The following is a 19,829-nucleotide window of genomic DNA, read 5'->3' on the forward strand; positions in this document are numbered from 1 at the left end:
CGGTATTTTGCGATGATAAGCGCTGAAAAGGTCGCCGGCGCGCTCAGGCGGATAGCAGATCGCCTGGGCGAAAACGGTATTCTGACGCAGGACGGTGTCGGTGTGCTACGGGATCGGGCGGGGCAGGTCAAAAAGGGACGGGACAGCCTGTCCTGGAACCTTACGATTGATCACGGCCGCCCGCTGGTATTCTCCCGTATCCGAGATAAGAACGGGCGCGAGGTGACCCCGTCAATCGTCGTCGCTATCGAAACTGCGGAGGCGCAAGATGGTATGTCGTTGTTTCGACGGCTGGATATGGCGTTGGAGGTCCATGATCTGAAGGGCGATCCCATCGCCCGCTGGCATCTGGATCTGGCCAACGAGAATTCTGGAGGAATGCAGGACGGTCCGCTCTACCATTTGCAGTACGGCGGTCATAACCCTGGGGCCCGGCATCTCGACCATCCGCTGAAAGGGCCTCGTTGGTGCCATCCCCCCATGGAGGTAGGGCTTTTTTGCGAGACCGTTGCTGCGAACTTCTACGTGGACGCCTGGCGCCGCAACCTGCGCGACGACGGTGGTTGGTGTGATTCCGTGCGGACACTGCAGAAGCTTTGCTACCAGCCCTATGTCGAGCGATTGACGCGATGCCTCGGCAACAGCACATCAACCGCTCTGGCTGACATGTGGGCCGACCGGTGGGCCTTGGCTTGATTTGCTCTTATCGGTCGCTTCGCCGCCGTTCTGGCCTTCTGCGGTTCCTGATGCTGGTCAAGGTCGAATGAAGGAGGCTCACTTTCTTGAGCGCTTTGGCATCGATGGCGCCGCAGATCACCTTGTCCGCCAGAGCCATGGCGGCAGCAAAATCGTTCCCACGCAGTGCCTTGTCAACGGCCGCAAAAGCCGTTTCGATGACGTCGGGCGAAAGGTCAGGCATCAATAGCCGTATGCCTTCGGCGTCTCTTGGCTCATGCTTCAGAACACCCGAGCCGTACCGCCGCCCCACGATCTCGCCAGAGATTTGCGAAAAGGTGGTCATCATGCTCAGACAGGCAAGCATGCGCCGAGCCGGGGGCAGTGTATCGCTGAATGTCACACGATGAACCGTGTTTGTGGACGAGCACCGCAGCTCGTTGAGAACGAGACGCGGTCCCGCGTGATGCATTACAGGAAGAAACGCGTCGGGCAGCTTTCCATCGGACGTCTCAGACCAGCATGGGCGTTTCTTGAACGTGCTGACCTTTTGCTTTCGCTCCAGATCGAACGTCTGGAGATAAGCCGTAATACGCGGATTGCCTTCGCGTCCACGGGAGCTGACCAGCCAGCCTTTGCTGCCCCTGTCGAGATAGGCGCCGTGATCAGCAGCCGTAAACCTGCACCCCGGCGCAGCAACGAACTTGGGCAGGACAGGCTCGAGATCGGCTTCGGTCAAGCCGGCCTCGTTCGCCTGGCTCCTTGAGAGCACGAAGAAATCGTTTGCTCCGGTCACCAGACCTATCGAAACCGACGCAAGGGTGCCAAGCGCTATGGCGTGGGCGTCCAATTGATCATATAGGACTCGTGCGCCATCCGGCCAGCCAATCAGGGCAGGGCGGGACTCCCGGCCTACGTTTTGCCATTCGCCCACATCCCAGCGCGCAATAAGCGCTCGAAGCTCCGTGAGCGTCGTCGCATCGTCGACGTCCAGGCAGCCGTCCTCGCGCTCGTCCTCACGCAGACCGTCAGCGAGGATGATCACGGTCTCCTCATCGGTGCCTTCTTCAAGAAACAGGCGCTCATGCACTATGAATGCGGCGCATCGGTCGAAGCGTTTGGCAAAGAATTCGCGGATGGGCTGTGCGTAGTCGGCCTGCATCAACGCGCCCGGCAGGACCCAGGCCATACGTCCCCCCACCTCGAGCAATCCGATGGCGTGCGATATAAAGTAAGCCCACAGGCCGGCGCGGCCACCAACGCCAGAGATCGCTCCTGACCAATTGGCGATTGTCTCGCGCGCCGCAGCGCCCAACTTCTGATGCCGGATGTAGGGCGGGTTTGCCAAGACAGTCTGGAACTTGGCAGGCCAGCCAGGAACGTCGCGGCATTCGAGGAAATCGCGCAGGACAAGCCTGTTGGCGGGATCCCACCCTGCAAAATCTCCGTTCAGGTAGTCGAATGCCACGGGATCTGTGTCGCATCCGAAGATGAGCGCTTCAGGCGTGGTCGCCCCCATATCCTTCAGGCGGGTGCGGGCCGAGGCCAGGAAACCGCAACCTCCGAAACTGGGCTCGAGAACGGTATCGGTTGGTAGTCGAATGGCCCAGTCGGCCAGCATCTGACTAAGGACCGGAGGCGTGTAGAAGGCCCCGATCTGGCGCCTCTCTTCGCGCGGACGGGCCGACACGACACTCGGAGCGCCTTCCTTGATGTCTGCTGCCCGATCACTCACCACTTCACCTCACGTGCCCCTGATCTCTCCCTTGGTCTATTAGATCAGAGCCGACGCGTTAGCGGTTGGCAGGAGAAACGGTCAAGATGCCCAGGTGCCCAATTGATCGCAAAGGTATCGGAAAAGGGCTAAAAAGCGCAGTTTCGCGAAACGCTCATCGCTGCTAGCGTTGCAAGCACCGAGACCGGGAAGAGCAGATGTACGCCAAGAGATTGACCATTTCCGACTTCAAGTGTTTCGGCGATGCCGTGCTCGATCTCCAGTATCCAGGGCGCGCGCGCCAGCCGGTTTCGGAAATACCGAACATAAATCTGATCCTTGGCGACAATGGTGGCGGAAAGTCCTCGGTCCTGCGAGCGGTTGCGATTTCCATTCTGGCATCTTCACTCGCTGAGTCTGGTTTTGTGCCCTATCGCCTCGTCCGGCGGCCGGCCCGAGGGGGGCGTCCTCCTCACGTGGCCCGCCTGAAGGTACTCGGGGTGCCCCCAGAGCGCCAGCCCGGCGCGAGACACGGCACTATCGAACTGTCGGCCAGCTTGGAGACCAAAGGTGGTCGAGGCAGCCTCGATCGCTTGGTTCCGGACCCCGATCCCGACATTGCGCATTTGTTGGATGACGACTTCTCGGCCGATATGTTCGTTGCTGGCTATGGTGCCACGCGTCGGGTGGAGACAGGGGGCTACAGCGAGAGTACTGCGCGGCGATCGCGAGGCCTTCGCTATCAGCGCGTCGCCGGCTTGTTCGAGGACCATGTCACACTGCGCCCTCTCGAAAACTGGCTATTGCCACTCCGGGAAGAGAACCAGGTCCGCTTTGATCAGGCCGTGGATACGCTGGCGGGATTGCTTCCTTCCGACATTCAGTTTCGCGGTGATTTCGATCGTGAGGAACGCCAGTTCATGTTCGACTTCGAAGGTGTGCCCACGCCCTTTTCGTCTCTCTCGGATGGCTACAAGGCCTTCATTGGCTGGGTTGGAGATCTGATCGGTCATCTCGTCGATGTCGCGCCCACGTCAGCAGCGCTTGAAGACATTCCTGGCATCGTGCTTGTCGACGAGATCGATCTGCACCTTCATCCCGCCTGGCAAAGAGATATCGTGCCGCTGCTGGGTCTGGCGTTCCCTCTTATCCAGTTCATCGTCTCCTCGCACAGCCCTCTTGTCGCCAGCACGGTCAGGCGCGAAAATGTCTTCGTGACCGAGCGCGCTGTCGACGGTACCGTCACGGTCAACCAGTTGGGCGAATTCGTGTTCGGCAGAAGTATGGAGCAGATCCTGCTGTCATCCTATTTCGGCCTGAACACCACCCGGCCGGAGGCCTTCCAGAGGCAGGCGTCTGACTTATTCAGACGGGTCGCGGATGGGGATTCATCGGCAGCGCTCGATTATCTTGAACGTTTGGCGGGCTTGGCAGATACGGACCGGAGCGAGCCGTCAGCGTGATCCGTTACTCGTCGACGCGCGCCGATATCGAGGCTGCCGTATCTGACATCGATGCGCGCTGGATACAGAAGGCTCAGCAAAGGACGGACGCGCTTCGGCTGGCCGGCGCGTATGCCGAAGACAGTTCGATCTGGAGTGTGGTCAAGCCGGTATTCATCACCCTTCAGCAAAACAAATGCCTGTTTTGCGAACGTCAGTTCGCCAGTCCTGAATATGGGCGCATCGAGTATGACCTCGAGCATTTCCGGCCCAAGTCCGCGGTGTCGCTCTGGCCGGACCCATCCCGGCACTCTCAGCTGACGTATGGTTTCCCAACGGGCTCTGCAGGAGCTGGTTACCATTGGCTTGCTTACGATCTTGGCAATTACGCTGCGGCCTGCAAAATCTGTAACTCCATCTTCAAGGTGGACTTCTTTCCCGTAGAAGGTGTTCGGGGGCAGGCTGACGCCTCGTTGGACGAGCTTACGGCAGAAAGGCCGTTGCTGTGTTACCCCATAGGAGACGATGACGAAGATCCTGAAGATCTGATCACATTTGTCATCACCACCGCATGTCCGAGGCGCAAGCGCGGCCGAAGCGCGCGTCGAGCTCAGGTGATGATCGATTTTTTCGACCTCAATGGCCGTGAAGACCTGCATCGGGAGCGGGCGCGCATGATAGCGCTGCTCGGAACCGCATTGGTTGCCCTGGCGGAAGGCCGAGCAGACGACAGCGACTATGCCGTCCTGAGACTGACGGCAGATCCGCGAATGCCGCATGCAAACTGCTTGCGATCGTTCCGCCGCTTCTGGGATGATGATCCGGAGACTGCGCGCAAGGCCTATGATCTTTGCCGGGTATATGGGCTTGAGGAGCCGGGCGCGCCACCGCCAGCGCTGTAAATGACAAGACGAAAAGGGGCGTAGAGCCCCCGTGTATTGACTTTCGTAAGCGCGAATGACCTAACATACCAAATTTTCCCGCCGCCACATTTGACCGCGAACAGAGCCAGCCTTGTATCCAGTTCATCGTTGGCGACGAAAGCCGATATCAAACAGGCAAGCAATGCATGCCTGTCGCCTGCCCATTTGGCTACGGGCGAGATCTCGCCTTTTCGACCTATGCTTTATGAACCCAGAAGCAGACTCTCTTACTCTTCGACCTGGTCCGCAGGGGGGTTGGGTTCATCTTTATGGACTTTCGATTAGGGCGACAAGTGATGAAGGCGGCCCATAATTTGTCGAACTCCGCGCATAGGTGGCGGACGCATCCCGACAGATAGGCCCTGTTCACGCGATAACCGCCCTAAAGGAGCAGATGTGCTCGACGACCTGTGCTTTGTATGCGGCGCTCCTCGCAAGTCCGAACTGATTCAATGCCATCGCCTACGGCGGCCAACGCCGATTGCTTGACGGAATACGCTGATAAAGGATGATGGATCTCAAATGAGCAAAGGTGGCAGAATCTTGGCGAACAAGCATGAAATGAGTGTGAGTGAACAGGCTTTTTCAGACTGGCTGACCCGCCAGGGATGTCCTTGGGTCTTCATCGATCAAGCTCAGGGATTGTCCGCCCATGGCGCCAAGATGGCCAGACCGCGGCGCCCCCTACATAGACCCGACTTTCTTATTTTCCTTGATGGGATCGGCACGGTTGCCGTCGACGTGAAGGCCTATCAGGAACGCAAGCGCTCAATCGTTCTCGAAGGAAATAACTGGAACGAACCGGAAGAGTCGTTCCAAGTTATGTATGTTCGCCTGAGCTGGTCAGAGATTGTAGAACTGCACGAATTTCAACGAGTGTCGAATATTTCGACATGGATTTGCTTCTATTTCGAAACGCAAGATCTTGAGCTTGCTTGCCTGTATCGCGTAGATGCGATTTACGACGCCTTCGCGCCATTTTTTGCCGCGCAGGATCGCGGAATCTGGAATGAAGATAATCCAGCATTTGAAATCTTCGACGGGTGGAAAATCGAAAGAGGTCCGGATCCGATTCTCAATACGGCGGTGGATTTTTTTGACTTTATAATCGAAAGCGAAACCGATTTGCTAATAAATGCCAAAGACGCACAGGGGAAATGCTTCGCGGCAGTCCACATCCCGCCAATCTTGGTCAGACTAGACAGCGAGAGCCAGATTACCGAACTGATCTCAATTCAGCAGTCCGAACAAGCAACGCAAGCTCCGACCGAGGCCATGGCGAATTTCGCCAGAGATATCGCGGTCGCGCTAAAGCTAAATCTGCCAAAGACCTTTGACCGACTTGGGTGCAGTAACTTTATCGAAAAACACAAAGCCGATTTCAACGCCTGGAAGGATAAGAAGAAGAACGGCGCCTAAAGGTATATAGCCGGTCTTCTGGAGTGTTCGCTTTCAGCGGTCGGGTCGTTTGGCTACGAATTGCAAAATTTGCCCGTTTGCTATATGGCAGATTCTTGTCTGATCCAGACGTTGGCAGCATGCTTGGTGAACAGTTATATCTGGTCGCGAGTTTTGCCCTCTGCACCTAGGGGCCGAGATTCGATCGCTGAGCGTCTCCAAAGGGTCGTGACGCTTACATTTTGGCCGGCGTATTCTAGTCTGGTAAGCGGTAAAAATCTCCCACGTGGCGGTGGAGCCACCCCGTCAGGTTTGGCGATGTCTTTTCGGTGATCAAGCAGCGGTGACGATGTTGCTCATTTCGAACATGGTTTGCCCGGCGTTTGTATTGACCCAGTTGTATGGGAGCAGATCGTCGATCGGATCGGTGTCGGAGCGGCTGATGATTCGGGCGAGTACATCGGAGAGGTAGGCGTAGGGCTCGAGGTCCAGCATCTTGCAGGTTTCGACCAGCGAGGCGATGGCCGCCCAATTTTCGGCGCCGAGTTGGTGACCGGCGAACAACGCATTTTTTCTCTGCAGAGTCACTGGCCGGATGGCACGTTCGGCGGCGTTGTTGTCGAGCTCGATCCGTCCGTCGTCGAGGAACCGGCTGAAGCCCGCCCAACGTTTCAGCGCATATTTCATCGCGTCGCTTGTCGCGGAGCCAGCCATGATGCGGGGGCTGATGGCAGTGAACCAAGCATGGAGGCTATCGATCAGCGGACGGCTTCGCTCCTGCCGTACAGCAAGGCGCTCCTCGGGCGGGCGACCACGGATGTCCTTTTCGATGCCGTAAATCCTCGCGATGCGCTGCAACGCATCCTGCGCGATCGGAGCATCACTGCCCGCGTCGACAAACTTACGTCGCAGGTGCGCCCAACAGTAGGATTTCCAGACGCCAGCATTGGCGCGGTCGTCCTTGCCAAACTGGTCGTAGGCTTGCCAGGCATCGACCTGCAGGATGCCTTGGTAGGCTCCCAGCAGCTGTCTGGCCCACATGGCCCCGCGGCCGGGCATATAGGTGTAGAGCGCCAGCGGCGGATCGGCACCGCCATGGGCCCGGTCGTCACAGACGATGACCCACATGTAGCCGGTTTTGGCCTTGCCGGTCCCCGGTGCCAGCACCTTGACGGTGGTTTCGTCGACGAACAGCCGTGATCGTGCAAGTGCATCCACGCGCATCCGGTCGACGATCGGCAGCAGCGCCGCAATGCCCCGGCCGACCCAGTTGGCCAGCGTGGCGCGGCTGATCTCGATGCCCTGCCGCGCGAAGATCTTCGACTGGCGGTAAAGCGGAAGGTGGTCGCAGTATTTGTTGATGAGAACATCGGCGATCAGCGCTTCGGTCGGCAAGCCGCCCGGCACCACGCGCGCCGGTGCCGGGGCCTGGTGTACGCCATCGGTACAGCACCGGCATGCATAGCGCGGCCGGATCGTCACCATGACGCGGTGCTGCGCCGGGATGATGTCGAGCCGTTCCGCACGGTCCTCGCCGATCTTGTGCAGCGCGCCGCCACAGGCGCATTCCAGGCTGTCGGGTTCGATCACCACCTCGAAGCGCGGCAGATGCGCCGGCAGCGATGCGCGCTGTGTATCGGCGGGCCGGCGTTTGCGAGGCACGAGGCCATGACGCTCGGCTTCTTCGTTTGTCTTATCCTGCAGGCCCTGGGCTTCGCCAAGGGCCACGGCCTGGTCTTCCAGCGCCAGTGCGAGCTGATCGGCAGGAAGCTTCTCCGAACGCTTGCCGAAGGTCGTGCGGTTGATCAGCTTGAGGATATGCTCGAGCCGCGCTGCGCGGGCGCGCTCAGCCAGCAACATCGCCTTGAGCTGCTCGACGTCGTCGGGAAGCTCATCGTATCCGGCTTCTGCGCCGGTCGCTGCGGGGAGTTCTGGATGCGCCGCCACACCTGCATTCTAGGGGATTTTGCCTCGGGAGGAACAGCCTTGCGCCAAGCAGAATCAGGCATGCGGCCTACTGCGCATGAAGCGGTTTGGGCACGCGCGGCACGTGCACGCGCGACCAGTCCAACCCCTCGATCAACGCCGAGGCTTGCGCCGCTGACAGCTTCATCACCCCGTCTCCCGGGCGTGGCCAACGGAACTTCCCATCGTGCAAGCGCTTCGTCACCAGCACCAGCCCGGTGCCGTCCCAGACCAGGAGTTTGATCCGGTCCGCCCTGCGCGCTCGGAAGATAAACAGCATACCTGAGAAGGGATCGAGCCTGAGTTCGCGCTCGACCAGCGAGGCAAGGCCCACCATTCCTTTCCTGAAGTCCACGGGCTGCGTTGCGACCAGTACCTTCAGGGGGCCGGGCGGGATAATCACGCGCTCACCCGCGCGGCCAACAATACCCGCTCGATGTGATCCGCGCTCACGTCGGGCGGGATGCGGATCAACAGCCCGCTTGCCTCGACGACGATCTGTCCGCTGACTGGTGGCACTGCCGCGCTGGACAGCTCGTCGACCTTCCCACGCGCGACCATTGCCGGCACAAAGGTCATCGCCTCCGCGCGCTCCCGCAATCCGCGCCGCCATGTGTACAACTGCTGGGGAAACAGCCCGTGGCGGCGCGCCACCGCTGACACATTGGCACCCGGCTCCAGGCTTTCCGCGATGATCTGCGCCCGCGCCTCGGGCGTCCAGTACCGCTTGCCCCGCGCACTTTCGATCACGTCAAGCCGCTGCACCTGACCCGGGGCGCTCGTTTCGAAACATGTTTCGAAATCAGTTTCATCACTCACTGGTAACCTCGCCGTTCAATGCGACGAAACTACCAAACTCAGAGCTTCTGAAAATGTGGGGGATTTTGACCGCTTACCTAGTCTGGAGCAATGACTTACTTTCATCACACCAGTCGCGAAGTGCCCCCCAAGGTATGGCAAGCCGTACGCGACCAGCTCGACAGGTGTCGCCGCCAGCTTCGCGCTATCGAGGCCGCAGCCTGGGGAGTTTCTGAAGAAGACGGCCACCCATCAGCCGAGGAGGAGCTCGCCGCCGAGAAAGAGGCCTTAGCACGCCGCGGAAAAAGTCAGTTTCGGACCGTTTGAGCGCCTGATTTTGATTAGGTTTAGCGCCAACGGGGTGGTGTCATCGGTATCTGTTGACTGCCGCGCTTGCCAGGACCCTTCTTTCTGCGGATTTCGGGCACAGTTATGCTGCCACCAGCAGCTTTGGTAGCCTGATGAGATTGTAAGCCGCAGCGGTCAATGTGAAGTTCCACCCCACGCGGGCTTGCCCTCGATGTCGGGTCTTGCGCAGGTTTCCGCTGGTCTTGGCCCAGCCAAAGACCTCTTCGATCCGTTTCCTGATCCGCTGAGAAACCGCGTAACCAGGGTGGCGGGTGGTGCGCCCATCAATGGCGGAGCGCCTGCCATTGACGTTCTGTGCCACGTGCGGGGTAACTCCGATCTCGCGCAACGCGGCGACGAAGTGGACGGTATCGTAGGCTTTGTCTGCCGCCAGCGTGATGCGATGACGCCCCTTCATACGGCTAAGCATGGTCAGCGCGGCCTCCCGTTCGGCCGTGCCCGTGGCATGGGTGAGCGTTGCATCCACAACCAGACCGTGCCGGTTTTCCATGAGGACATGGGCCATGTGGCACAGCTTCGCGGCCTGACCGCGTGCCTTCTTGAATAGCCGGGCATCAGGATCGGTGGTTGAGGCGTGGGTGAGGTTGCTCCACTTCTCGCCATGGAAATCGCGCTCAGCATTGCGCCCCTTGGCCTTGGCGTGACCGTTTTGTCCGGTACCCGAAGCGCTGTCGTCGTCGTCACCGTCCGAGGCGGTGTCATCCTTGGGCCTGAAGCTCTTTATGCTCGCCCAGGCTTCGATCAGCGTACCGTCCACCGAGAAGTGGTCGTCTGACAGCAGCGCCTGCACGCGCGATTGCCCTACGATCGCGGACAGAAACTTGGCGGCGATATCGCCGCCAAGCAGCCTCTCGCGGTTCTTGGTGAAGACCGTCACATCCCAGATCGGCGCATCCATCGCCAGCCCTACGAACCAGCGGAAAAGCAGATTGTAATCCATCTGCTCCATCAGCTGGCGTTCCGAGCGGATCGTATAGAAGGCCTGCAGCAGCAGCGCACGCAGCAGCTTCTCGGGCGGGATCGACGGCCGGCCAATACGCGAGTACATCGCGTCGAAATCCCCCGACATCACCTCAAACGCCTCGTCGACAATTGCACGGATTGCCCGCAGCGGATGATCCGCCGGTACCCGAGCTTCGCAGCTCACGTAAGAAAACAGCCCTTCGCTCCGGTGATCGCCGCCGCGCATCTTCAATCCTTCAACCTCGGTCGAGGCGACTTGAATCACCTCAACGGCCTCAAGGGAAGTTCCTTTTTCCGCGACCTGTTAGAGCGTATGCTTTTGTGCGCGCATAGTCGCCTGATCCTACTCCTTGAGCAGCTTGAGGTGCCGGTGTTTCTGGGAGAATATCTCACCTCGTTCCGCGAATTCGAGGGCGGTCTGGGCGATACTGACCATGCTGAGTGGGATCCCGAGACGCAGGTGAGCGAGCCGCTGAACTTTTTGGCTCGCACGCTATTGGACGTCGAGGCTAGCCTTGGGCCGTCCGATGCGCCGACGGGCATAGATCCTGTGGCCCAAATCGACGGCATCCTGCGGCTGACGTCGACGATCCTGACGCGCGCTAAAGTCATTCCTAAGTCGGAGAAAGATGTCGAAAAGGCGCTCTTCGAATTCATCAGGCTAGTCCACCCGAGCGCGCGCCGGCAGGTCGAACTATCGCAGGTGATCAAGCCCTTTAAGGCGGACATCGGCGTAGATTCTCTCGGTGTGTTAATCGAGGTGAAGTTCGTGACATCCGAGAGGGAAACCCGTTCGGAGACGCCGGGGATCTTCGAGGACATGTTCGGCTATCGAGGGGATCAAGCTTGGAGGCATCACTTCGCGCTGATCTATTGCACCGACCATTCCATCACACAAGGTGAGCTCGAGGCGCAATTCGATCGGTCGGGATGCCCAGTTGATTGGACGCCGGTCGTGGTGCACGGAGCCGGGTCTCGCGGCGCGAAGGCGGTGGAGGAGGGCCGGGGAAGGAGCCGCTCTCACGGGGTGCACAACGGCCGGCAGTCGCTACGGCCCATATCGCGTTAGTCCCCGGAAGCCCGCAGCAGGTCGCCAAGCGCCACCCGTTGCTGGATGTCAAACACAAGGATATTGCCGTGGGATCGGAACCACCCACCTTTTCTTAAGCTTGCGGCTCGCCGAGCGGCAGATAACCTCCGTTCGGCACATATCGGAGATTGACGTAGCTGGACATCCGCAAAAACCTCAGATTTCTTGAGCTTTCCAACGCCAAGCAATTGAAATTGTCGGATAGGATTTTGCTAGATCCAGGGTTATTGCGGGTGTCCAGCTCCCTCCTGACCGGTCTGATTGCTTCCCGCGATTTCGTCCTTGAGACTCCTTATTCGAAGGCGGGCCACTTGAGCCAATGGATGGATAAGCACACCATCCACTTTTAGGGAGCGCAAATCGTTGCCTAAAAGTGGACAAAGGGCCAGTTTCGAACTTAGGACTGCAGTGCCCCTATTTGGGCAAACCCCGTTGGCAAACGTACGACCACGAACCGCTGAAGCCATCGTTCGCCGGTTGGTTCCCTTACATAGAGGGATGACGGCCGTATTCGACCTTATATTCGGGTACACCGTCTACTTCGATTCGAAACGGCTTCAAGCTCGCGGCGATCCGCGCCAAATCCGCACGCGCCTCGTTCCCATCCTCATTGTCATGAGCCTGCAGGAATCGCTCCCAATCATCAGTACGAATGAGCACCCGAACCCGCTTGCCATGCTGCATGCCGTAGAAAACACGGTAATGGCCGTCTGCCAGCTGCGCCGTGTCTGCAAAGTCAATCGTGATCTTATCGTTTGTCATGAATACCGTTGAGCCTGCTTCGAGCGTGCGATCAGCTTTGCCTAATTAAGGGGATGCTGCAAGTAGTGCTGGCGTCTAACGGCTATGGAAGTGGCGCCTCGTAACATCCGGGTAATCCCGTGCCTCCCGGCGCGATCGAAATGCCAATGCTGGATTCTTCCAAGCGAAAAACAAAAGCAATTGCTGCGCAACTGGAACTGCCGATGGGCTGCGTTGGCCAATCGATCGAAGTCCCCAAGGCATCGCTGTTTCGCGTCAGTGATGAGGCATCCTACATCCGCGGAGCGGAACTTGCAGTCGATGGTGCCTGGACCGCTGGCTTTTTTTAGTCCCGAAAGGAGATCATGAATTCGAAAAAGCGGGTCTAACTCGCTCAGGGGCCGGTCAATTCCATCTCTCAATCGCCTGACTTGATCGGCAATTGCCGATCAAGCAGTTCGTCCGGACTTGAGAACGAAAAATACGCCGTTGAGTGTCCATAATGGGTCGGTTTCGCGGTGTGCGCAACGCCTTGGTTTAGGGCTTTGAATGGGCTCGGCAAACTCGCTGCAGCTCTCCGGTAAATGCTGTCAAAGCAACCGTACCACGCCGCCAAGGCACACAGGTTCTGGTTGCCTGCCTCCGCAAACCTCAGCAAACCCGGGAACGAAGCGAGCGACCTCGAAGACTGACAGACCGATCGAACTAGCGGCGAATGCTGAAGGTGCGTTTAATCTGACAGTGCCCGACAGCTTTACTGCTCGCACGCTGGCGGCGTCCGACCGACCCGCGTGCTGAAGCGGATGCGGTTGGAGGTCCGCATCCTGCGCCACGCGAGCGGCTGGCGCTGGAAGCGCGTCGGCGACGTCGGTTCGCAGCGCAATATACCAAGGCGGCGAACGCTGCGGCGTGGCGGCCCCCTTGGTCAGATCAGGACGCGGCATAACTTCGCCATGGGCGTGGCAGCCGAAGCGGCGCCCCACATTCTGATAGTCGACCCACTGAATGATGCTGACGCACCGCAACTCATTGCCGCTCTGCCGGAAAAAAGCGGCAATGGCATCATGCCTCTGTCGTGATGAATGCGTGGCTGCTATTCCCCGGTCCAGCGAATGGGAGCAGAGCAGCGTAATGGATTCCAATATCGAAGCACTTGAAAAGCGCCTATGGACGGCGGCGGATCAACTGCGCGCCAACAGTGATTTTGCCAGTAACGAGTATTTCTTGCCCGTCATGGGCCTGATCTTCCTGCGCCATGCCTACAGCCGCTATCTGGCAGTTAAACCGGTGATCGAGGCGGGCTTGCCGAGCCGCGGCGGCGTGACCAGGCCCCTGACGAAGGAAGACTTCACCAGCCGGGGCGCGATTTTCCTCCAGCCCGAAGCGCAGTTCGATCATCTTGCCAGCCTGCCGGATGGCGCGGATCGCGCAAACGCGATCATTGCGGCAATGGAAGCAGTCGAAGGCGACTACGCTGCGCTGGCGGGCGTGCTGCCCAAAAATGAGTATCAGCAACTGGAAAACGACGTTCTGGGCGACGTGCTGCGCATCTTCAACGATCCCGCGCTCCAGAATGCCAAGGGCGACGTTTTTGGGCGGATCTACGAATATTTCCTGACGCAGTTTGCCGATCAGAGCGCGCATGACGGCGGCGAGTTCTTCACGCCCCCATCCATCGTGCAGATGATCGTCAACGCGATCGAGCCGGATCATGGCAGCGTGCTCGACCCCGCCTGCGGTTCGGGCGGCATGTTCGTCCAAAGCGCCCACTTCATCGAGAAGATGCAGCAAGACCCGACCAAGGTCGCCACCTTCTACGGTCAGGAAAAGAACGCCACGACCATCCGGCTCGCCAAGATGAACCTCGCCGTTCACGGCCTGGAGGGCCGGATCGAACCCGGCATCACGTATTATGCCGACGCGCATGAACTGGTGGGCAAAGTCGATTTCGTGATGGCCAATCCCCCGTTCAACGTGGACGAGGTGGACGCCGAGAAGATCAGGAAAGACCCCCGCCTGCCGTTCGGCCTGCCCGGCGTGAACAAAGGAAAGAAGGTTTCCAACGGCAATTATCTGTGGATCAGCTATTTCTACAGCTATCTGTCGGATGCGGGCCGCGCGGGATTCGTCATGTCGAGCCAGGCGTCCAGCGCGGGTGGAGAGGAAGCCAAGGTCCGGAAAAAGCTGATCGAGACCGGCCATGTCGATGCCATGATCGCGATCCGGGGCAATTTCTTCTACACCCGCACCGTCCCCTGCGAATTGTGGATGTTCGACAAGGCGAAGGCGGCGGAGCATGTCGACAAGGTGCTGATGCTCGATGCGCGCCAGGTGTTCCGCAAGGTGACCCGCAAGGTTTTCGACTTCTCCCCCGAACAGTCGCAGAATTTGACGGCGATCTTCTGGCTTTATCGTGGGCAGGAGGAGCGGTTCCGGGAACTGGTCGCCGCCTATCTGAACCGGGCGATGGCAGAGGCGCTGGCGAGCGACGCGGCGATGGGGCTGTTTCTGGACGCGCTGGACGGACTGATCGAGACGCTGGACGAAGGCGCGCCCGCAGATTTGACCAACGCTCGCGAGGTTTTTCAGGCGGATTGGGGCGCTTATGTCGCAGCGACCAAATCACTGGGCGACGAATGGGCCGACGGCACGGTCGCCATTGCCGAATTACATGACGGCCATGACGATCTGGAGCCATTGGCGGAAACCAGCCGTGATCTGGTGAAGCAGGCCGACCAGTTGTTCAAGCTGGCGGAAAAGGCGCATCGCGATACGGGCGGCAAGCGCGGCAAGGCCAGCCCGGTCAAGCGGCTGGAGGAGGCGCGGGGCGATGCCGTCGATCAGTTGAAACTGGTGCGCTATTTCCACCGACAGGCGCACTGGCTGCTGAGCCGCTTTCCCGATGCGCGGCTGGCCGCGGTCCCGGGGCTGGTCAAGCTGGTGGATCGGGCGGAACTGGCGGCGAACGACTGGTCGCTGACGCCGGGCCGCTATGTTGGTGTGGCCCCGGAAGAAGAGGATGAAGATTTCGATTTTGAAGGCGTGATGCGCGATATTCATATCGAGCTGGCGGGGTTGAATGACGAGGCGGCGGCGCTGGCGGCGCAGATTCAGGCGAATTTTGTGGGGCTGGGATCGTGAGCTGGGCGTCGCGCCCCCTTTCACTCATTGCCGATTTCAATCTTGGCAAGATGCTGGACCAAAAGAAAAATCGTGGGCAACTGTTGCCATATCTGGCGAACGTAAATGTGCGCTGGGGCGAATTCGAACTAAATGATCTTCGTGAAATGCGGTTCCAAGATCACGAGATGGATCGGTTTGGGTTGCGCCATGGCGACATCGTCATGTGCGAAGGAGGTGAACCGGGCCGCTGTGCGATATGGAAAGAGCAAGTTCCCGGTATGATGTATCAAAAGGCCTTGCATCGCATCAGGCCTCACAGTTGCTTGGATAGCCGTTTCCTTTATTACACCTTCCTACAAATGGGGCGGAGCAATGCCTTTAGCGGCCTATTCACTGGCTCGACTATCAAGCACTTACCTAAAGAAAAGCTTGCCAAGCTGGAAATCCGGTTTCCGTCATTGGCTGAACAACAACGTATCGTCACGACGCTATCGGCATATGATGACCTGATCGAGAATAACAGGCGGCGGATTGCCTTGTTGGAGGAGGCCGCACAGCATCTTTACAAAGAATGGTTCGTCCGCTTCCGCTTCCCCGGCCATGAACATGTCAAAATCATCAACGGCGTGCCGGAGGGATGGGAACGGAAAAGGATCGGGCGCATCACGACGAAGATCGGTAGCGGTGCGACACCGCGCGGCGGTAGCGCTGCCTATCAGGATAGCGGGATCACGCTAATCAGGAGCCAGAATGTCTATGATTTTCTGTTCGAAGACGATGGCCTGACATTCATCAGTGATGAACAAGCGGCAAAACTGAACAATGTAACGCTTCAACCGGGCGACGTGCTTCTGAATATAACCGGCGCGTCAGTCGGTAGGTGTTGTCAGGTGCCAGAGCGTCACTTGCCCGCCAGAGTGAATCAACATGTGATGATTGTTAGGCACGATCCGTTGCAGTGTGGGCCAAATTTCCTGACGCATGCCATCAACTCCAATCGGAACAAAGAAATTCTCCTCAGTATCGCAAGAGCTGGAGGGGCAACACGAGAAGCCATCACAAAAGATACGGTTGCTAATTTCGAGATATTAATGCCGTCATCGACATTGATGGTCGATTTTGAAGAGGCGGTACAGGCTATGTTTGAACAACACCAACGGTTGGCGGCTATGAACGCTGCACTCGCCAAAGCCCGCGACCTACTCCTCCCCAAGCTGATGAGCGGAGCGATCGCCCTATGAGGCCGTTGAACGAAGACACGCTGGTTCAAGCGACCATGGCCGACTATCTGGCCGATGCGCTAGGCTGGGACAGCGTGTATGCGTTCAACACCGAAATATTGGGCGCGGAGGGAACGCTGGGCCGCGCCTCCGAACAGGATGTCATCTTGACCCGCCATCTGGGCGAGGCGCTGATCCGGCTGAATCCCGGCCTGCCGGACTCCGCGTATGCCGATGCGCTGCGCCAGATTACTGATGCGCCGCTGGGGTCGAGCCTGATGGCTATCAACCGGGACGCCTATGCGCTTGTCAAGGATGGCGTGCAGGCCAGCTTCCGCAATGCGAAGGGCGAACTGGTCAAACAGCGGCTGCGCCTGATCGATTTCGACACGCCCGAGAACAACCATTTCCTGTGTGTGCGGGAATTGTGGATCAAGGGCGACCTGTATCGTCGCCGTGCCGACATTGTCGGCTTCGTCAACGGCCTGCCGCTGTTGTTCGTGGAGTGCAAGGCGGTCCATAAAGACATTCGCCATGCCTACGAGCAGAATCTGTCCGACTATAAGGACACGATCCCGCACCTGTTCCACCACAATGCCTTCATCATCCTGACCAACGGGCATGCGGCGAAGATCGGTTCGCTCTCCAGCCGCTATGAACATTTTAACGACTGGAAGCGGCTGGAAGAAGACGAACCGGGCGTTGTCGATCTGGAAACGATGCTGAAAGGCGTCTGCGCCAAGGCCAATTTCATCGACATTCTGGAAAACTTCATCCTGTTCGATGATGGCGGCGAACGGATGGTCAAGATCGTGGCGCGCAACCACCAGTTTCTGGGCGTCAACCGCGCCATCGCCGCGGTGAAGGATCGTAAGGCGCGCGACGGCAAGCTGGGCGTGTTCTGGCACACGCAGGGCTCGGGCAAGAGCTATTCCATCGCCTTCCTGACGCAGAAGGTGCATCGCAAGATCGGGGCGAACTTCACCTTCCTCGTCTGCACCGACCGCATCGATCTGGACAGCCAGATTTACGGCACCTTTGCCGGGTGTGGGCTAGTCAATAATGACAAGGCGCAAGTACGGGCCGGCACCGGCGCGGAGCTGAAGTCACTGCTGGCGGTGCAGAAGCCCTATGTCTTCACGCTGATCCACCGCTTCAATCAGGATGTGAATCCCATCGATCCCTATTCGGATCGCGACGACATCATCGTCATCACCGACGAAGCGCACCGGACGCAAAACGGCCTGTTGTCGCTCAACATGCGCAACGCCCTGCCCAATGCCAGCTTTCTGGGCTTTACCGGAACGCCGCTGATGAGCGGCGACGAGACGACCAAGCAGACGTTCGGCGATTATATCTCCACCTATGATTTCCAGCGCGCGGTGGAGGATAACGCGACCGTGCCGCTCTATTACGATGCGCGCGGGGACAAGCTGGGTGTCGCCACAAATGACCTGAATGAGAAGATCGCCGCGAAGCTGGAAGAGCTGGAACTGGACGATCCCAGTGTAACTGAACGGCTCGAAAATGAGCTCAAGCGCGAATATCATATCATCACCGCGGAAACCCGGCTGGACAAGGTCGCAGCGGATTTCGTGGAGCATTACACGACCGCATGGGAAAGCGGCAAAGCCATGCTGGTCTGCATCGATAAGGTGACGTGCGTCCGCATGCACGCGCTGATCGCGAAGCATTGGGATTTGCGGATCGCCAGCCTTGAAAAGGAATTGGCGCAGGCGACTGACGAACAGGATCTGGCCGACCGGCAGCGCCAGCTTGCTTGGGTCAAGGCCACCAGGGCAGCCGTGGTGGTTTCGGAGGAGCAAGGCGAAGTCGACAAGTTCCGCAAATGGGATTTGGACATCGTACCGCACCGGGCGCTGATCAAGAACGGCTTTGAAACGGACGACGGCAAACGCATCGATCTGGAATCAGCCTTCAAGAAACAGGACCATCCGTTCCGTATCGCCATCGTGTGCGCCATGTGGCTGACCGGCTTCGATGTACCGAGCCTATCGACCTTGTATCTGGACAAGCCGTTGAAGGCGCACACGCTCATGCAAGCTATCGCACGGGCCAACCGGGTCAGTGCAGGGAAAAATAACGGCCTGATCGTCGATTATTGCGGCATATTAAAGAATTTGCGCAAGGCCTTGGCTACCTATGCCGGCACGCCGGGGGGCGGCCTGGGCAATCCGGGCGATCTCCCTCCGGAAGTCGATCCGGTTCGACCGCCTGAAGAATTGTTGGCCGATCTGGAAGAGGCGATCGAGGCGGCGGAAGGATTTCTGGCCGCGCGTGATTTCCGGTTGCTCGACATTCTGGAGAAGGTCGGATTTGATCGGAACAAAGCGATCATCGACGCCAAGGAAGCGGTCAACGAGAATGACGAAAGCCGCAAACGGTTTCAGATCATGGCGCGCGAGGTGTTCAAGAAATTCAAGGCATGCGTGAACTTCCGGGCCGTGAATGCCTACCGCCAGCGGTTTGCGGCAATCAAGGTCATCTACAACAGCCTGGACGAGGATGTGAAGAAGGCCGACATTTCCGATATCATGCGCGAACTGCATGCTGTGGTGAATGCCAGCATCGAAACGCAGGTTGATCACAACGATCAAGATTATCGGCTGTATGACATTAGCCGGATAGACTTCGAGAAGCTGAAGAAGGAATTTGAACGCAGCCCTCGCAAAAACACGACCGTGCAAAGCCTGAAGGATGCCATCCAGAAAAAGCTGGAAATGATGCTACGCCAAAATCCGCTGCGCACCGATTTCCAGAAACATTATGAGCAACTGGTCTCGGACTATAACAGCGAGAAGGATGCCGTGAACATCGAGCGGACCTTCGCGGCGCTCCTGGTGCTGGCGGAGGAACTGGATGGCGAACAGCGCCGTGCAGTGCGCGAAGGATTGGACGAAGAAACCCTGGCCCTGTTCGATTTGCTGATGAAGCCTGACTTGGAAAAGAGCGACATCGTCAAGCTGAAGAAGGTCGCCGTTGGGCTATATGAAATCTTGAAACAGCAATTGAACACCATGCAGGATTTTGCCGGGAAGCAGGCGACGCGCGATGCGGTTCGCGTGGCGATAACAAACTTCCTCTACGATGATAGAACCGGCCTCCCCCAAAGCTATGAGCCGAACGAAGTGGACTTAAAGGCACAAGCGGTCTTTGCTCACATGATGACTAGGCGCAGTCTGGATCGGCATGCCGCGTGATGCTTCGACATTGGAGGTAATTTGAAGGGGCAGGAGGCCTCTGTCTGAATGGATCGACCGGTTCCGGTGAGAGCTGACAATCGCAGCCCCTCGTCGGAACGGCTCATATTGGTCGACACCTGCCGGATTGCGGACGGTCCTCACCTGGAGGACTGAAACGGGTGCTGAGCGTCCAAAATGGTCGTTT

15 protein-coding genes are annotated in these 19,829 nt (G+C 58.5%); 9 read left to right on the forward strand and 6 right to left on the reverse strand.

Annotated elements, in window-relative coordinates; translation table 11 throughout:
* Window positions 1-12: 12 nt before the first annotated feature.
* The gene (locus ACZ1II_RS10095) at window positions 13-696 is read left to right on the forward strand and encodes a hypothetical protein (protein ID WP_465146305.1); all 684 of its coding nucleotides are present in this window, start codon (window positions 13-15) and stop codon (window positions 694-696) included.
* Window positions 697-703: 7 nt separating this feature from the next.
* Here ACZ1II_RS10095 and ACZ1II_RS10100 read toward each other — a convergent pair whose 3' ends face one another.
* Window positions 704-2,410 carry an N-6 DNA methylase gene (locus ACZ1II_RS10100; RefSeq protein WP_465146306.1) on the reverse strand — a complete coding sequence of 569 codons (1,707 nt, stop codon included), beginning with the start codon at window positions 2,408-2,410 and terminating at the stop codon, window positions 704-706.
* Between the two features lie 197 nt (window positions 2,411-2,607).
* Here ACZ1II_RS10100 and ACZ1II_RS10105 point away from each other — a divergent pair, with 197 nt between their 5' ends.
* The 3 genes from ACZ1II_RS10105 to ACZ1II_RS10115 all read left to right on the forward strand — a co-directional run bounded on the left by ACZ1II_RS10105 (window position 2,608) and on the right by ACZ1II_RS10115 (window position 6,173).
* Window positions 2,608-3,852: an AAA family ATPase gene (locus ACZ1II_RS10105; RefSeq protein WP_465146307.1), complete on the forward strand. Its 1,245-nt coding sequence runs from the start codon at window positions 2,608-2,610 to the stop codon at window positions 3,850-3,852.
* Window positions 3,849-4,733: a hypothetical protein gene (locus ACZ1II_RS10110; RefSeq protein WP_465146308.1), complete on the forward strand. Its 885-nt coding sequence runs from the start codon at window positions 3,849-3,851 to the stop codon at window positions 4,731-4,733. The genes ACZ1II_RS10105 and ACZ1II_RS10110 overlap by 4 nt, the downstream gene beginning before the upstream one ends.
* 564 nt (window positions 4,734-5,297) lie before the next feature.
* Window positions 5,298-6,173, forward strand: a complete 876-nt coding sequence (locus ACZ1II_RS10115) for a hypothetical protein (RefSeq protein WP_465146309.1) — start codon at window positions 5,298-5,300, stop codon at window positions 6,171-6,173.
* 312 nt (window positions 6,174-6,485) lie between these two features.
* On the opposite strand, the gene tnpC is transcribed toward ACZ1II_RS10115, so the two are convergent.
* The 4 genes from tnpC to ACZ1II_RS10135 all read right to left on the reverse strand — a co-directional run bounded on the left by tnpC (window position 6,486) and on the right by ACZ1II_RS10135 (window position 10,473).
* Window positions 6,486-8,012, reverse strand: a complete 1,527-nt coding sequence (gene tnpC, locus ACZ1II_RS10120; RefSeq protein ID WP_465147276.1) for an IS66 family transposase — start codon at window positions 8,010-8,012, stop codon at window positions 6,486-6,488.
* Window positions 8,013-8,166: 154 nt separating this feature from the next.
* Window positions 8,167-8,520 carry an IS66 family insertion sequence element accessory protein TnpB gene (tnpB, locus tag ACZ1II_RS10125; protein ID WP_011608149.1) on the reverse strand — a complete coding sequence of 118 codons (354 nt, stop codon included), beginning with the start codon at window positions 8,518-8,520 and terminating at the stop codon, window positions 8,167-8,169.
* Complete coding sequence (gene tnpA / locus ACZ1II_RS10130; RefSeq protein WP_465146310.1) at window positions 8,517-8,882, reverse strand: IS66-like element accessory protein TnpA; 366 nt, start codon at window positions 8,880-8,882, stop codon at window positions 8,517-8,519. Before tnpA ends, tnpB begins: the two co-directional genes overlap by 4 nt.
* 463 nt (window positions 8,883-9,345) lie before the next feature.
* On the reverse strand, window positions 9,346-10,473 hold the full coding sequence (locus tag ACZ1II_RS10135; protein WP_465144525.1) for an IS5 family transposase: 1,128 nt from the start codon (window positions 10,471-10,473) through the stop codon (window positions 9,346-9,348).
* Here ACZ1II_RS10135 and ACZ1II_RS10140 point away from each other — a divergent pair.
* A complete protein-coding gene (locus ACZ1II_RS10140) occupies window positions 10,456-11,316 on the forward strand; it encodes a hypothetical protein (protein ID WP_465146311.1) in 861 nt (286 codons plus the stop codon). The genes ACZ1II_RS10135 and ACZ1II_RS10140 overlap by 18 nt on opposite strands.
* A 507-nt stretch (window positions 11,317-11,823) precedes the next feature.
* Here ACZ1II_RS10140 and ACZ1II_RS10145 read toward each other — a convergent pair.
* Window positions 11,824-12,099 carry a hypothetical protein gene (locus ACZ1II_RS10145; protein ID WP_465146312.1) on the reverse strand — a complete coding sequence of 92 codons (276 nt, stop codon included), beginning with the start codon at window positions 12,097-12,099 and terminating at the stop codon, window positions 11,824-11,826.
* 119 nt (window positions 12,100-12,218) lie between these two features.
* On the opposite strand from ACZ1II_RS10145, the gene ACZ1II_RS10150 reads away from it, so the two are divergent.
* The 4 genes from ACZ1II_RS10150 to ACZ1II_RS10165 all read left to right on the forward strand — a co-directional run bounded on the left by ACZ1II_RS10150 (window position 12,219) and on the right by ACZ1II_RS10165 (window position 19,642).
* Window positions 12,219-12,428: an SDR family oxidoreductase gene (locus ACZ1II_RS10150; RefSeq protein ID WP_465146313.1), complete on the forward strand. Its 210-nt coding sequence runs from the start codon at window positions 12,219-12,221 to the stop codon at window positions 12,426-12,428.
* 655 nt (window positions 12,429-13,083) lie between these two features.
* A complete protein-coding gene (locus tag ACZ1II_RS10155; protein ID WP_465146314.1) occupies window positions 13,084-15,219 on the forward strand; it encodes a class I SAM-dependent DNA methyltransferase in 2,136 nt (711 codons plus the stop codon).
* Entirely contained in the window at window positions 15,216-16,442 is a 1,227-nt protein-coding gene (locus tag ACZ1II_RS10160) for a restriction endonuclease subunit S (RefSeq protein ID WP_465146315.1), read from the forward strand. The genes ACZ1II_RS10155 and ACZ1II_RS10160 overlap by 4 nt, the downstream gene beginning before the upstream one ends.
* Before the next feature lie 5 nt (window positions 16,443-16,447).
* Entirely contained in the window at window positions 16,448-19,642 is a 3,195-nt protein-coding gene (locus tag ACZ1II_RS10165) for a type I restriction endonuclease subunit R (RefSeq protein ID WP_465146316.1), read from the forward strand.
* Window positions 19,643-19,829: the final 187 nt, after the last annotated feature.

It is taken from the genome of Novosphingobium sp. BL-S-20, from assembly GCF_055521635.1.